At 58.0% G+C, this 14,837-nt stretch carries 13 protein-coding genes; 6 read left to right on the top strand and 7 right to left on the bottom strand.

The window, feature by feature from the left end; translation table 11 throughout:
• Positions 1-72 precede the first annotated feature (72 nt).
• Positions 73-1,677: a sensor histidine kinase gene (locus tag BW950_RS04925; protein WP_076488186.1), complete on the top strand. Its 1,605-nt coding sequence runs from the start codon at positions 73-75 to the stop codon at positions 1,675-1,677.
• 92 nt (positions 1,678-1,769) lie between these two features.
• On the opposite strand, the gene BW950_RS04920 is transcribed toward BW950_RS04925, so the two are convergent.
• The 5 genes from BW950_RS04920 to BW950_RS04900 all read right to left on the bottom strand — a co-directional run bounded on the left by BW950_RS04920 (position 1,770) and on the right by BW950_RS04900 (position 6,280).
• Positions 1,770-2,372: a hypothetical protein gene (locus BW950_RS04920; RefSeq protein WP_076488185.1), complete on the bottom strand. Its 603-nt coding sequence runs from the start codon at positions 2,370-2,372 to the stop codon at positions 1,770-1,772.
• 24 nt (positions 2,373-2,396) lie between these two features.
• Positions 2,397-3,611, bottom strand: coding sequence for a 4Fe-4S binding protein (locus BW950_RS04915; RefSeq protein WP_083943737.1), 1,215 nt, complete (start codon positions 3,609-3,611; stop codon positions 2,397-2,399).
• Positions 3,608-4,042, bottom strand: coding sequence for a hypothetical protein (locus BW950_RS04910; protein ID WP_076488183.1), 435 nt, complete (start codon positions 4,040-4,042; stop codon positions 3,608-3,610). Before BW950_RS04910 ends, BW950_RS04915 begins: the two co-directional genes overlap by 4 nt.
• A 94-nt stretch (positions 4,043-4,136) precedes the next feature.
• Positions 4,137-5,489 carry a HAMP domain-containing sensor histidine kinase gene (locus BW950_RS04905; protein ID WP_076488182.1) on the bottom strand — a complete coding sequence of 451 codons (1,353 nt, stop codon included), beginning with the start codon at positions 5,487-5,489 and terminating at the stop codon, positions 4,137-4,139.
• A 2-nt stretch (positions 5,490-5,491) separates the two neighbouring features.
• The gene (locus tag BW950_RS04900; RefSeq protein WP_076488181.1) at positions 5,492-6,280 is read right to left on the bottom strand and encodes a response regulator transcription factor; all 789 of its coding nucleotides are present in this window, start codon (positions 6,278-6,280) and stop codon (positions 5,492-5,494) included.
• Positions 6,281-6,344: 64 nt separating this feature from the next.
• Here BW950_RS04900 and nth point away from each other — a divergent pair, with 64 nt between their 5' ends.
• From nth to BW950_RS04885, 3 genes are read left to right on the top strand one after another with little or no spacing between them, the layout of a single operon-like run.
• A complete protein-coding gene (gene nth / locus BW950_RS04895; RefSeq protein WP_076488180.1) occupies positions 6,345-6,995 on the top strand; it encodes an endonuclease III in 651 nt (216 codons plus the stop codon).
• Complete coding sequence (queG, locus tag BW950_RS04890; RefSeq protein ID WP_076488179.1) at positions 6,988-8,049, top strand: tRNA epoxyqueuosine(34) reductase QueG; 1,062 nt, start codon at positions 6,988-6,990, stop codon at positions 8,047-8,049. Before nth ends, queG begins: the two co-directional genes overlap by 8 nt.
• 1 nt (position 8,050) lies before the next feature.
• The gene (locus tag BW950_RS04885; RefSeq protein ID WP_076488178.1) at positions 8,051-9,733 is read left to right on the top strand and encodes a diguanylate cyclase; all 1,683 of its coding nucleotides are present in this window, start codon (positions 8,051-8,053) and stop codon (positions 9,731-9,733) included.
• 39 nt (positions 9,734-9,772) lie between these two features.
• Here the strand turns inward: BW950_RS04885 and BW950_RS04880 are convergent, their stop codons facing one another.
• Entirely contained in the window at positions 9,773-10,447 is a 675-nt protein-coding gene (locus tag BW950_RS04880; RefSeq protein WP_159438721.1) for a hypothetical protein, read from the bottom strand.
• Between the two features lie 43 nt (positions 10,448-10,490).
• On the opposite strand from BW950_RS04880, the gene BW950_RS04875 reads away from it, so the two are divergent.
• Both BW950_RS04875 and BW950_RS04870 read left to right on the top strand, forming a co-directional pair.
• A complete protein-coding gene (locus tag BW950_RS04875) occupies positions 10,491-11,261 on the top strand; it encodes a DUF4037 domain-containing protein (RefSeq protein ID WP_076488176.1) in 771 nt (256 codons plus the stop codon).
• 85 nt (positions 11,262-11,346) lie between these two features.
• A complete protein-coding gene (locus BW950_RS04870; RefSeq protein WP_143559122.1) occupies positions 11,347-13,152 on the top strand; it encodes a hypothetical protein in 1,806 nt (601 codons plus the stop codon).
• Here BW950_RS04870 and BW950_RS04865 read toward each other — a convergent pair.
• Entirely contained in the window at positions 13,044-14,774 is a 1,731-nt protein-coding gene (locus tag BW950_RS04865) for a RecQ family ATP-dependent DNA helicase (RefSeq protein ID WP_076488174.1), read from the bottom strand. The two genes, BW950_RS04870 and BW950_RS04865, sit on opposite strands and share 109 nt — an antisense overlap.
• Positions 14,775-14,837 lie beyond the last annotated feature (63 nt).

Genomic DNA, 14,837 nt, shown 5'->3' with positions numbered 1-14,837 from the left:
TATTATATATCGATATAGCAATATACCTTGCCATTCCGGAAAACCTCCATTAGTCTTGAGTCTGTGAGCGAGATGAATCTCCGCCTGCTCCTGGATAGCAACTCCGACGCCATGTGTTTCCTGGATCGGGATCTCAGGCTGTTGGCGTACAACCGCAGTTTTTTGTTACTCTTCTTTCGCCTCTTTCACGTGCGAATCGATGAAGGGCAGGATCTGGTTGAGCAAATCCCTCGTGAGGCACGGGGGCTGTGGCGTGAGCGGTGTCAGCGCGCGCTTTCGGGAAAATCCTTCTCTCTGGAAGAACAGTACCGGGTGGACGGCAGAAGCTGGTACTTTGAAATCTTTCTCACGCCCGTGGATGTTCCGGATCAGGGAACCCGTGGAGTCTCAATCGTTGCTCACGATATCACCGAGCGCTATTATGGGGAGTTGCGGACAACCCGGCTGGCAGGGCGACTCCAGACGTTGCTTGAATCGGCGGTACGGCTGAACAGCTCCATCAGGCAACCGCAACAGATCTATCAGGATACGATGGCACTCCTGGCCGAAAGCGTATATTTCGACACCGGTTCGGTCCAGCTCCTGGAAGATCACCATCTGCGGGTTGTTCAGGTCTGGGGATTTTCCCGACCCGAGAAGGTGGTGGGCTTGCAGTTTCCCCTGGATCGGCGTTTTCCGAATGTCTTCGTTCTGGAAGAACAGACTCCCGTAGCGGTTGAGGATATCCAGTCTCAATACCCCTTTTTTCTCACCGAGGAGGGGCGATACGAGTCAGCCCATATCCGGTCCTGGCTGGGGGTTCCCCTGATTCAGGAAGGCCGGGTTGTGGGAATCTTTACCATGGACCGTTCCAGGGTGGCGCCCTTTTCCCAGGGAGATATCCAGGTTGCTACTGCTCTGGCCCATAACGCCGCTGTGGCGATCGTAAACTCCCAGCTCTATCAGCAGCTTCTGGCGGCCAACGAGACCCAGCAGGTCCTCCTGCGGGAGTTACATCACCGGGTGAAGAACAACATGCAGCTTGTCTCAAGCCTGATGAGCCTCCATGCCGAGGATCTTCATGAGGATGCGCAAGAGGTTCTGTCAAGTCTCCGCACGCGAATACTCGCTCTCTCGGCGGTGCATGAGTCGCTGTATAACTCGGAGCTTCTGGATAGGGTGAACCTGGTGAGTTACGCTGATCAGGTGATGCAGGAGGTCGAAACGGGCTATTACCGGGAAGAACGGAAGCTCTCTTTCCACCTTGAGGGGCCTCCGGCGCTGGAGTGCCTTCTGGATCGGGCGGTCCCCTTCGGGCTGATCGTGAGTGAACTGGTTTTGAATGCGGTGAAGCACGCGTTTCCTTCCGGGCAAGGGGGGGTGATCAAAGTCTCTCTTGCGGCTGCTACAGCCACCTCAGTGCGTGTAACGATTTCTGACAACGGGGTAGGTTTTACTTCCCGGTCAGCTCCTGGAGATGGTTCTGCAGGAGGTTTCGGGGACGATCCAGGGCGAAGACGACGGAACTCTTTTGGAATGACCCTGGTTGAGAGCCTGTGTAGCCAGTTGAAGGGATCGCTTCAAAGGGAGCCTGTGCAAGGAGGCGGGACCTCCTGGGTTCTGGAGTTTGCCACAGGGCTGGTCTGCTCCGGTGAGGATAGTTCCGGTGAGGATAGTGAATCCCGGAGTGATACCTGATCATCTGATACTGGAAGAAGGAATCCGGCCATTCTTGGGCGAGCCCTCTCCGCAAAGCCCCCCTGCCGGGGGGCTTCCGAAGGGACAGGGAACTACTGGTTTCTTGCGCGTCCTCTCTCGGGCACAGGCCGGGTTTGGGGAGTGCCCCGGGAGTCAGGACTGTCGGTTCTGCGGTTCCGCAAAAGCCTGGGGGCGTCGTCAGCGCTTTCCCGATTCGCTCTGTTCCCAGGATCGGCCACCGCCAGGCGGTGCCCTTGGGGGACATCGTCGCGCTCCCAGGCAACTCTTCCTTCCCCTTCTCCTGATCCTGCCCAGCGGGGAATTCTGGCGGGGGTCCAGAATTCCCGGGTGGAACCCTCGGACTCGACCGAAACAGGGGCAATGTGGCCTCCCAAGACAAAGCCTTTCACGGTGGCGGTGGCACCGGTGGAGAAAAGGGGTTCTTCCTGGTGTCCGTAGGGCCCCATGTGCAATTCATACATCCTGGAGCTGCTGGATTCCCGGAGATGCCACTCCTGATCCTCCCACACCAGATTTCCCGAGAGTGTGTCCATAGTTCCCTGGGCGGCGACAACTCGTCCCGGGGGATCAATGAGGTCTCCCGAGGGTGTGTGCTCCCGCACCGGGCTATGAGCCCATGCTGCGATGGTTCCTGCTCCGATAAGAAACAGAAGGGTGATTGTAAAACCTTTCATCATAAACCTCCTATGGTTTGTTCTTCACTTTAGAGTATCTCCCGGGGCTGTAGTGGTGCTGTGGGGCTCTCGTGAAGTGTCTGTGAAGATTGCCCGGATGTACCCCAGGGTGATCTCCTCCAGTCCCGGTTCATCCTCCAGGTCTATCAGCATGAGCGAGGTATCCAGCTCAAGGGGCAGACGCAACAACTCGAGTAATTCTGCAGAATCTTTTCCCGCCTGCTCTGAAAGCTCCTGAAGCGTCATCGTAGGGGAGATATCTCGGGCGGAGAGGGGGGCACCTGCAAGAGGGGTTGCGGCGGAATCCCTGAGTGTCCCGATGATTCCGGTTGCAAGAAGAGGCGTAAAAAAAAGAAGTACCGCCACTGCTGTGAGCGACCAGCCCGATATCTCTTTGCCAGGCCTTCCCTGATAAGGACCAGAAAGAGGCTTTCGCATCTTCGAAAATAATGCCGTTCTGGGGGGCGTGGCCATCGATAGTGTGTTCTGTACGGGGCAGGCCGGAATACATTGCTCACAGCGATTGCATCGCCCATCTCGAACAGCCTCCACCAAAGAGGGAGTTAGTCCCATAGGGCAGGAGTGGTCACATTTTTTGCAGTGCAGGCAGGACTCGTTAACTCTCCTGATTTTCACGGGGCTTGCTTTCCCGATGAAGCCGAGAAGTGCTCCGTAGGGACACAGCCAGCGACACCAGGGCCGCTCTGTGCGAATCGAAACTGCAAGAAGAGTGAAAAGAATCATTACTGCCGAGAGAGGTACTGCCTGTGTCCAGAGGTGAATAAAGGCAGGGGAGGGGTTTATCATGTCCAGATCGAAAGAGAAAAATCCTCCCGCAACTCCAGGGATAGGGGCGCTGACAAGAATGACCAGAAGAAGGACTGCGAAGCGGATTCGGCTCAGGGTGGTATCCTGAGCCGGGGAAGGGGCAAGAGGTTTTCCAAAAATGCGCTTTCCCAGCCGTCCTGCCCACTCCTGAAGGGTTCCCAAAGGGCACAGACGTCCGCAGAAGACGGGTCCTGCCAGAAGGGCCGTGAGAATAACTCCTGCCGGAACTGCCAGTCGCGACCAATCCAGGGAGGCCAGAGCCTGTACTGCCCCCAGGGGGCACAGGCCGGGAAGCTCAGGGATCAGCGGTGTATGAAATCCTCTGTTTCGGAGAGTTGCTCCGGCCACAACCAGAACGAGGAGGGCTGTCTGGGGAAGAACCCGATACATGGAGCGGCCTGGTTTATTCATGGTTTCACCTCCAGATATATCGTTCCGTGGTACCCCCCCCGGTCGCAGGAGCGAATCACCTCCAGGGTCCAGTATCCATCCTGAGAAGCCAGAAAGGTGAAATCCCCGCGATGGCTGCGGGAAGCGGGCTGTTCCCACTGAGGAGGTGCCACAAGAACCAGTGGCTGGCTTTCCCTGGCTACCCTCCAGCGAGCTCCTTCCAGGAGGTACAGGGTTTGTTCCGGAGTGACAGAACAGTTGCGGTGGTTTTCCCGGTATTCCATGCGCAGGGTGTACGTCTCGTTCGCCCGAAGGAGGGCTGTCTCGCCCTCTCTCAGGACGCGTTCTGTCCCGGCCTGGTCCATGATGGTGTAGAGATAGTCACAACCAAAGGCGGAGTTGAGAGATGCAAAAAAAACTGCACCTGCAAGTATCCAGCGTTTATGTTTCATCTTTCCATACTTATCGTTCCTGGTGAATTCCGGAGGGAGGATATGTGAGTGTTTTGTGAAGATGTGGTTCCCCGACGGTTTGCTGCCAGAGGATTTACTGCGGGATGATAATAACCAGACTGGTCCCCTGGTCCGATGAGCTTGTTGCCGTGATCGATCCCTGGTGAATCCGGGCGATCCGGAGGGCTATGGTGAGGCCCAGTCCCGACCCCGGGGTGTTCCTTGCGTATTCTCCCCGATAGAGACGGTCGAAAAGATGGGGCAGCTCATCGGGAGGGATCGGAGCGCCGCTGTTTGTCACGGTGATTCGCGCCTCCCCGGGCATGCGCTCCAGAATGCACCGGATCGTTCCTTCCGGGGGGGTGTAGCGGATCGCGTTATCCAGGAGGTTTGCTGTAGCCCGGTAGAGAAGGTTTTGATCTCCCGTGATCGACGGGGCGGTCAGGGATGTCGATGTTTCGGGGGAAGGTTCTTCCGGACTCGGTGCAATTTCCCAGAAGAGAGAGATGTTCTTTTCTCTTCCTGCGTCGTCAAAGCGGTTCCGCAGGCTCTCCTGGAGGGCTTCCAGAGAGAAGGTTTTGATATCCGGGATGATTTCTGAAGCTTCCAGCCGCATCAGCTCGTCCAGATTCTGAATAAGTCCTTCGACTCGTCCCAGTTCTGTCAGTATTCGGTGAATCCTCTGTTCCTCCGGAGCGTAGATTCCATCGGCAATGGCTTCCAGTTGGGCTGTCACCATGGCAACGGGGGAGCGTAGATCGTGGACAACATCCCGAACCCACTGCGCACGCAGGTGTTGCTCCTCCTGGAGGCGCCGGACAAGAATGTTGGCCGAACGGGCGATGGTGCTGATTTCCTGTGCGCCCACTTCCGGAATGGGAGACAGATTCTCCCCCGTAGCGATTCGATCAATCCCGGAAGCAACCTCTGCAGCAGGATGGGCCAGGTATCGTGCCAGGAGACCGGCTGCGATCATGGCAAGTGCTCCGGCTGCGAGAATCGCCCCCAGGGCGGCCCGAAAAAGCGCCTCCTGGAGGGCCAGGTTTGCTGCATCCCGGTGGAACTGTGCTGCGCCAACGGTGTAGTACCCGAGATGGCGTTTCTGGTCATCCCTGACAGCGGCCAGGGTCATTCCTTCTGCTTCGCGACGTCGACCGGCTCCCCGGTTGGAGTAGATCATCTCTCGGTCGGTGTCAAAGATGAAAACTGGCACATCCAGAGGAAGGCGGGAGAGTGCCTCCGGCAGGAAGCCCTCCGGGGTACTCGCTTTTTTTCGATGTTCCGTGAGAATGTCCCGAACAATCGGTTCCACCGAACTCTCCCGTTCCCTGCCCCAGGCGGTGATGGATCGGTTGTATCCCGAAAAAAGACCTGCTGCCAGGATGGTTGTCAGAAGCAGCACCATAAGGGAAAAGGCCCCCAGGGTTCTCCGAAAGAGACTTGTCACCGCTATAGCTCCTTCTGATAAGGTTGATGAGGTTGGGAGGGAACCGGGGGCGGCTTCGTTCCGGCAAAGCGATAGCCAAAGCTGCGGACGGTCTGGATCCAGGCAGGATTTCCAAGTTTTGAGCGAATATTCTTGATATGGGTGTCCACGGTTCGGGTAGAGGCATCGTGGATGTAATCCAGGGCCGAGGAGAGTATCCGTTCGCGAGAAAAGACGATCCCCTCGTTTCCGGCAAGCAGGTGCAGTACGCGCCACTCCGCTGCGGTGAGGTCCAGAGGCTTTTCTCCCAGGGTGATCCGGTGAGCCTCTTCCTCCAGGCAAAGCATCCCTGCTTCCGGTGTATCCGGGAGAATCCATCGAGCGGTAATTGCGCCGGATGCCCTGGGGCCCCCGGAAAGCAGGGCTTCTTCCCGTGCGGGGCCGGTCGCCAAGGCAGCGCGGCTCAGGACCGCCCGAACGCGCAAGACAAGCTCTTTCATGGAGAAGGGCTTGGTGACATAGTCATCTCCGCCCAACTCGAATCCTGTGATCCGGTCAGATTCGGAGGTTCGGGCCGTGAGGAAAATAATGGGCGTGGAGAGATGTTTTCGTAACGACCTGGCAAGGTGAAAGCCATCACCGTCGGGGAGCATCACATCCAGGATAAAGAGCTCCGGTTCCAGGGTTCTGGCTGCCTCGATCACCCCGTCAATCGTGCCAAAAGGATAGACCTGGTGTTCGGAAAGCTCCAGATACGAGACGATCGCTTCTCGCAGGCCCTCGTTATCTTCAATCACAAATACTCGCGCCATGGCTATGCCGTCCTCCTGTTTCTATCTTTCCTTCCCTGAAGGGAGGTGGTATCTTACCCGGGCTATGGATGTTTCATCGGAACGAATCCTGAAAATACTGAAAATTCTGGAAGGGGAGTACCAGCAAACCCCCAGTATGCTTGATTATCGGTCTCCCTTCGAGCTTCTCATTGCGGTGATCCTCTCGGCGCAGACCACGGACGAGCAGGTAAACGCTGTTCTTCCCGGTCTTTTTTCCCGCTTCCCCGGCCCCCGGGAGCTGGCCCAGGCATCGCAGGAGGAGGTGGAGCAGCTGATTCACTCGGTGGGGTTTTTTCGGCGAAAAAGTCAGAGCATTATAGGGGCATCCCGTCACCTTTTAGACTATCATGAAGGTATGGTTCCGGGCTCAATGGAGTCCCTGGTGAAGATCCCCGGTGTGGGGCGGAAGTCCGCCGGGGTTGTCTTGTTGCATATCTACGATGAACCGGCGATCATTGTAGATACCCATTTCGGACGGGTTGTGCGCCGCTTGGGGTTCAGCCAGAAGAATGATCCGGTAAAGCTGGAGCATGACCTGGCAGATCTGTTGCCGCGCAAACACTGGAACGCCGCAAGTATGCGGCTGAATTACCACGGGCGGCGTTATTGCTTTTCCCGCAAACCTGCCTGTGGCGCCTGTCCCCTGAAGGCGCTTTGTCCCTCCCGGGAGGAGACGGAAAACCTTCATGGTTGATGATGAGCTCCGGGAGCTGGCTCGCCAGGAGGGACTTAAGTGTCTTGCTGTGATGGATGCCCGGTCAGCGCCGGAAAAGGAAGAGGAGGTCTTCAGACAATGGCTGTCCCAGGGAAGGCACGGGACGATGAAATGGATGGAGCGCCACGCCGAAATGAGATATCGACCTCAGGGACTGCTCCCGGGGTGTCGATCGATGATTTTTGTGGGGTTCAACTACTATCAGCCGCTACCTCGGGCACCGGACAAACCGGCTGGACGGGTTGCTCGTTACGCCTGGGGAAGAGATTATCACAAAGAGCTGGGCAAACGGCTCCGGAGAGTTGTGCGGGCTCTGCAGGGGCGGTATCCCCACCATCATTTTCGCAGCTGGACCGATGCAACGCCTCTGGCAGAACGGTACTACGCGGAGTTGGCAGGGTTGGGGTTTTCCGGCAGAAACAATCTGATTATCCATCGGCGCTTTGGAAGCTGGTTTTTTCTGGGGGAAATCCTCTCGACGTTGAAATTCCGGGAGCATCGGCCCTCTCGGGATTGTTCCTCTTCTGCTACTGCTACTCGCACCAGGACTTGCCCCGATCGGTGCTCCCGGTGCATCGATTCGTGTCCTACCCGGGCCTTAATGGAACCGCACCGGATCGACGCCAGCCGTTGCATATCCTACCTCACCATCGAATACCAGGGAGTTATCGGTCCCGATCTCGCCCGTTCCCTGGGAGATTGGGTTTTCGGGTGCGACCTTTGTCAGGAACGGTGTCCCTTCAATCAAGGGGTCCCTTCCACCGGGATAGAGGGGTTTTTGCAGCATCGCGGGGGGAGCTTCCTCTTGCTGAGAGATCTTTTGTCCCTGCGGGAGGAGGATATGCTCGCCCGCTTCGCCGGAAGTCCTCTTATGCGGGCAGGGCGAACCAGGCTGGTTCGCAACGCATGCATCGCAGCGGCCAACTCCGGGGCGCTGGATCTTCTTCCCCAGTTGCGGGTATTGCGGGAAGACGCCGACGAGATTATTGCGGCTCAGGCAGAACAGGCAATTACCGCGCTGGAGGGATATTAACATGAAGGAGCTCCCCGAGAGTGTCCAGAACAGATTGCAGGAGTTGGCCGATACCTTTCTGGCCAGGCTTCCCGGAGATCTCCGGGCCCTTCAGGCCCAGATAGATCAATCCCAGGCGGGAAACCAGGAAGCCCTGCGGGGGCTCCGGCTGGGAGTGCATCGTCTTGCCGGGAGCGCCGCCACCTTTTGTTTCGAGCAGCTGGGGCAGGAAGCCCGGAGGGTTGAGGAACGGGTAGAGCAGGATCTCCTGCGTGAAGATCAAGGCCCCTCGCAACAGACCGTCGAGGCTTTCGATGCCTTCCTGGCGATGGCCCGGGAGATGCTGAGCGAGGAGCCCTGTGCTGCAGGGGAGGATCGGGCCGATCAGACTCCCCAGGAGGCAGCCTCTCCGGTCGAGGTGGAGACAAACCGGGTGGTAGTTCTTCTGGGGAGTGTCCCGGGAATACCCGAGGATTTTGCGGAGCAGATGGCAGTTTTCCGCTTTGCCCTCCTCCTGGTGCCCGAGATTGATCTGCTTCCCGAAGTATGTGGACTGCGTCTGGGCGACTGCCCCGACACCTGCCGCACCATGGCTGTGGTGGCAAGTCTCGAGTATTTCTCCGAGGATGTTCGTCGGCTTCAGGTGATCTCCCGGCTTCAGAAGCGCTACGATCAGAGGTTGGTCTTTGCCCTGGTCGGTAAAAACGATGATTTTTCGAGCCGGCTTCGATCTGTGCGGTACGGTGCCAGCATGTTTTTGCCGGTTCCTCTCGAGATGGCCTCCTTCGTGGAACGCCTGGACAGTGCCATGAGGAGTGATCGCGAGGACCCCTACCACATTCTCATCATCGACGACGACCCTGAGCAGGTTTCTGACACGGCCCTGATTCTGCAAGAGGCTGGCATGGTTACTTCGGTTGTGACAGACCCCAGCAATATTTTCCGCGTCCTTGTGGAGTACCGGCCCGAACTGATCGTCATGGATATGTACATGCCAGAGTGCACCGGGGCAGAGCTCACCAGGATCATTCGTCAGAACGAGAGTTTTGTAGGGGTTCCCATCCTCTATCTTTCGGTTGAGCAGGACACGGGAAAACAAATTGAAGCTCTGTGCAGCGGCGGCGATGGATTTTTCGTGAAGCCTGTTATTCCCGAGCATTTTGTCACATCGATCCGTGTCAGGGCTTCCCGGACCAGGGCGATGCGGTTCTATATGGAACGGGATTCTCTCACAGGTCTTCTAAACCACACAAACTTGAAAGAACATCTACACCAGGAGGTCCAGCGGGCGCGTCGTATCGGGCTCTCTCTCACATTTGTCATGATCGACCTGGATCATTTCAAAGAGGTGAACGATCGCTATGGCCATCTGGCGGGAGATCGGGTGTTAAAGAGTCTTTCCCGGCTCTTGCGGGAGCGGCTGCGGCGTAGCGACACCATAGGTCGCTATGGAGGAGAGGAGTTCGGGGTGATTCTCTTTGATACCGATGCCTCCTGGGCCGAGACAATTATGGAGGAAATCCGACAGGATTTTTCCATTCTGCGTCAAAGCGATGGATCCAGGGAGTTTATGGTCACCCTGAGTTGCGGGATAGCTGATTTCCCCCGTTTCTCCTCGGCAGCCGCACTGAATGAAGCAGCCGACAGAGCGTTGTATCTGGCCAAGGAAAAGGGCCGAAACCGCACTATGATCGCCCGGACATAATACAGATGCTCCGTCCAGACCGGTGCCTCCAGGGATGTCTCATGGCCGATCTGGATATGGAGGGACAGGGGCCGTTCCGCCCCTCGGGGGTGGCGGCTCTGGTTTCACCGTGGTTCGGCGGCAAAAGATCTCCTTCCAGAGAGCCCCTCTCCACCAGTGTCGCTGATCAGGTCCGGGCAGGATTTCGATCGCACTGAGCCAGAAGGCTCGTGTGCGGGGAAGTAATTGCTCCTGGTGGTGGTGCAGAATAAGGCTCTGTGCCAGGGGTGAGGTCTCCTCCAGGGGCTCCCAGGAGCAAAGAAGGCTACTGGCGGGGCAGCGAAAGGACCGTTCCAGAAGCGACTCGTCTTTCCTGGCCCTCTTCGGGAATTCCCGGGACAGGGCAGACCGGAGCTCTGCGAATCCTGCAATTTCCAGAGGAACTCCCGGGGGAAGCGTTGCGTCTGGTTCCGGAAGCTTCCGGGGGTTTTCCGGGGAGGGCGTGTCCGGGACGATCTCCAGGGTGTGTTTTTTTCGAAACCCCTCCAGAGTGTGGGTCAGAGTCTTCTTGCGGGCTGTGTCGTCCGGGTCTCCCGCGATCAGGTCTCCCAGGGGGACAAGGGGAATGAGCGGAGGAAAGAGTCGTGTAGAATCCAGGCCGCAACGGCGAAAAAGCGCATCCTGGAGGTCCATCCAGGATCGTTCGATGTTGGCCGGAAGTCGTAATACTGACACAATAATAGGCATTTTCCGCAGTCTATGCTACAGTAGATCTATCATGGATGCAATTCTCCGTACTACCAACGAACAAATCCTGGGGGTGCTTCAGGGGTGGGATTCCCTGGAGGCGCTCTCGGTGCTCCGTTTTGGAACTGACCGTTACGACCCCAGTTTTTTTATCAGCTACGATGTGTACCACCGGGGGCCAATTCCGGAACCGGGGGAGCGGGAGCAGCTTTTTACCTTTGCTGTCAGTTTTGAATCCACCCGGGACGGCGAGAAGGACCGGATTATGGTGGAGGATATTCCCGTCAGGCTTGAGTACAAGCCTGTGGACCAGGTAGACCGCCTCGTCCTGGCTGCTTCCGATGGCGGTGCAGCTGAAGCTTCAGTCACCTCGACCTACGGGTTTTTCCGTCTCCTCCAGGCTACAGCGATCCTGGAACGGGGAGACTGGCTTCGTTCCACCCGAAAGACCCTGCAGTATCTTCCCGATGCCTTCTGGGCCGCCCGGATAGCTGCCTATCAGGCCCGGATGGACCATGTCCTGGCCGATCTCACCAGTGCAGCCTACGCGGGGGAGGCGCTCTTTTACCAGCTTTCCCTGGCGGCCTTCCTGGAGGCTCTCTCGTCGCTCCTCTTCGCTGTAAACCGGGAGTTTGAACCGCCGGGGCGTACGCTTCAGGAATCGCTCCTGGCGCTGCCGGTTCTTCCCGAAGAGTTCGAGACCCGCCTGGCGTATCTGTTGCGTTCCGATGTGGCTATAAGCGATACCCGCAGAAGGGAGATCGCCCGGCTGATCACCCTGAGTGCTCTTCGTCTCTCCTGAAAGGCCCCGGATGCCCGCGCCTGACCGGTGGCGGGCTGAATCTGAAATCTCGGATCCTTCGAAGCAAAAGAAAGGTGCTTTTCTCATGACAATTTTCTCCCGGACTCCTTTTTCCCGGACTCCCCGTGATGTCCGGTTTCTTAATATTCTTCTGCATATTCTGGTTTTTCCTTCCGTGCTGGCTCTTCTTTTCCTTCTTCTCACGGGGTGCAACCATTCCCTGGAATCCCTGGATGTGACCGTTCAAGGTGATCAGGGAGAACTGCCTCTAAAGTTGCGAGACCTGGGCCGGCGGCCAACCGGGGAAGAAGCTCTTGTGGGTCCCCTGGAGGAGGGCGATCGTCCCTTCCGGTACCGCATTGAGGCAGCCGGGGATGAGCCTCTTTTCGTGGCGGATCCCGATCCTCGCCTCACGGTGACGGTCTCAGGAGATATCACGGGGGGGGAGATCCTTCTCTTTGCAGGAGACGAAGGGCTTCGGTATTCCTTTTCAGGAGTGCTGACAGACAAGAGATCCCTTGGGGATGATGGGAGCCCGCGGCGGTATCGTCTCTCCTTTCCTTTGGCCTCGCTCCGAAGCGGTCCCTGGGAGGTGGAGTTTCGTGCTCCCCGAGGGTCCCGGGGATACCGGGTAGAGGAGTTGCTTTTCGGGTCGAAGGCGCCAAAAATTACCCTTGGCGAGGTCCTCGAGGCCGATATGCTGCTTCCCCTGGTCGCAGACGACGAAGCTCTGGTTCTCCCCGTCACAACCCGGCTTGTGCGGGATCACACCCATTCGCTGGAGATTCGCTACCGGGCCGAGGAGAAGCTCTTTCTGGATCGACGGGATCGTCCCCGTCTGAACCTTCTCCTGGAAGGATCAGATGGCGAATCCCGAACAGTCCAGGTCCAGCTTCGGCCCGGAGAGAGACAGATCGTTCTCTGGCCCCAGCGATGGCTTCCCCGGGCTGAGTCCCTCACGATTCCTCTCCTGGATGGGGTGGTTTTGAAAGAGATTCGTCACCACAGTCTCCCCGAGAACCCTCGGGAACCGATCCTGATCGACCTGGAGGAACTCCAGCGGTGGCCCCGGGAACTCTGGCGGCGGGATGACTTCGAGCTCTTTTCCTGGTCTGCGTACCCGAGAATACTCTGGATGGACCACCGGAGCTATCAAACCCAGGCACGCATGTTCCGCCGTCTGGCCTTCTTTGTGGAAAAGAGGGGATACCAGGGGCGTCTTCTCTCGAATCAGGAGCTGGAAGATCTGCACGGATGGAACGCCCATAATTATCGGCCCGAAGGTCTGGCCGACTTTTTTAACGCTGCCGAGGCTTCCGGTTTTGAACTGAACTCGGAAGAGCTGGTTCTCAGGGATATCGCCCATGAGCAGGGTCTGCTGATACGACAGTCCTCCGGAGACGCTCCTGCGGGTGAGCGGTGGCTGCCGGGAACGGGCGGGGTCCTGAGCATCAGCCAGGAGAGCGTTTCTCCCCTTCGGAGGCTCCTGACGGTTCATGAGGCGATGCATGGTGTGTTTTACGAGGAACCGGAGTTCCGCCGTGCCGCCTATGATTATTGGGATCATCGGTTATCCCGGCGTGAACGGGACTTCTGGCAGACCTTCTTCTCCTGGATGTCCTACGATCCCGATGACCGGTATCTCATGGTGAACGAGTTCCAGGCGTACCTGCTCCAGCAGGGCGAGAGGTCGGCTAACTGGTATTTCGGAACACGCATCGCCGAGCGGATTCGCCGGGCCCTGCCAAACCGGGCGGCAGCGATCGATGCCATTATCCGGGACTATCCCCGAACCTTTATCGACGCTGCCGCAGCGATCAACGAGGCGCTCTTCTCGGCCTCGGGAATGGTGGGGGGTGACCCTTTCTGTCTTCTCCCTGGGGAAGAGTGATCGCCTGGCGAAGAGTGATCGCCCGGCGAAGGGAGTCTGTCCGTGGAATCATGGCCGGAAGAACAGTGCGTTCCGGCGGAAAATGCTCCTTCGGAAGGAACAAGCCGCCGGTTTCGCCGAAGGCGCAGCGCCCCCAGGGCAGTAAGCCCCTCCAGCGCTTGGGTCACCTCATCATCTGACCAGTGCCGGAGGGATCCAAAGTGGGAGATCCAGGGTGTCCCCCGGCAGTGGTCCTGCCAGGAAGCCCTTCCGCGGAGGATTCGAACCCACTCGTGGACCATGAATTGTCCCGGCCGGGAGGAAACAGCGGAACGAACCACCCGGGCGGCAGCTGTCTCGGTTGTCGAGGAGGGGGCGATTAAGGGAGGACGGGCCTGGCGCTCCTCACACCGATCGCAGCCAGAGCAAGCACCTTGCGAGACCGATCCCATCGCTTCCAGAAGAGGGTCTCTCCGGCAGGTCGTGCCAAAGGCAACGCCTTGCAGGATGCCCGCCTTTTCCCTGGCCTGGTCTCTCCGGTATTGCTCTTCTGCCTGGGGGTCAACCAGAAGAATCGACTGAGCCTGCTCGCGGTCCCTTCCGGCGCGGCCGCTTTCCTGAAGAAAGGCCTCCACCGAATCGGGCAGGTAGGTGTGGACCACGGAGCGAATATTTCCCTTGTCCACGCCCATGCCGTACGCGCAGGTGGCGCAGAGTACCGCCCGGGAGGACTCGAAAAAAGCTTTTTCCCTGGCTTCTTTTTCCTCTTTTTCCAGACCTGCATGATACCAGATCACCTGATCGCCCTCCAGGACGGAGGAAACCAGCGCTGCGTACAGCCGGGTTTCCCTGCGCGTCCGGCAGAAGATAATCGCCGGAAGCGCCAGATTCTTTCCGGGGCGCCAGAGCGACTCCACGGGCCCGGGAGAAGCTGAGGAAAAAATACTTCTCACGGCACGGGAGAGGGAGATGCAGGGCTGCACACGGTAGGAAATATTTTCCCGGTCGGGATTACCCTGGATGAGGCGGGCCGCTCCCTCGGGAAACACGCTCTCCCTGATCCTGGCCAGAACTTTTTCTCCCGCCGTGGCGGTAAAGGCGGTCACCAGGGGAACCTGTAACCGTTCCAGGGTCTCGCCCAGGGTGAGGTAAACGGGCCTGAAGGTGTCACCCCATTCGCTCACACAATGGGCCTCGTCGATCACGGCGTGGATAACCCGGGCCCGTCGAAGTTCCCTCTGGATCGTCTGGTTCTGGAGGGTTTCGGGGTTGGTGATCACAAAGTCGATGTCTCCCCGGGCTATGGTTGTGAGAGCTTCCTTCCGTTCCTTTCCTGACTGCCCTCCTCGCAACTGAACAACCGAGAACCCTCCCGAGGCCATACGCCGAGCCTGGTCGTTCATGAGGCTCAAGAGAGGATATATCACCAGAGTAATCCCCCGGAGGGCCGCCGCCGGGAGTTGAAAGCAGAGGCTCTTGCCTGCTCCCGTGGGAAGGATAACAATCTGTTTTCCCAGGGCCCGCGATTCCTCGTCTGTTCTCTCTGCTGCCTCAAGGATATTGCTGATCACCAACCGCTGGTAGGGAAAAAGAAAAGCCAGGCCGAAACGCTCCCGGGCTATGGCGAGAATTGGGTCTTCCATATCTTTCAGGATGGATGGAAGAGGTCTGGTGCTTGTATTTGTGGACAGAAGGGGTTCATTCGT

This window comes from Alkalispirochaeta americana, assembly GCF_900156105.1.
Lineage (GTDB): Bacteria > Spirochaetota > Spirochaetia > DSM-27196 > Alkalispirochaetaceae > Alkalispirochaeta > Alkalispirochaeta americana.
Note: the sequence above shows the minus strand (reverse complement) of the source record. Positions and strands in the feature narration are given on the sequence as shown.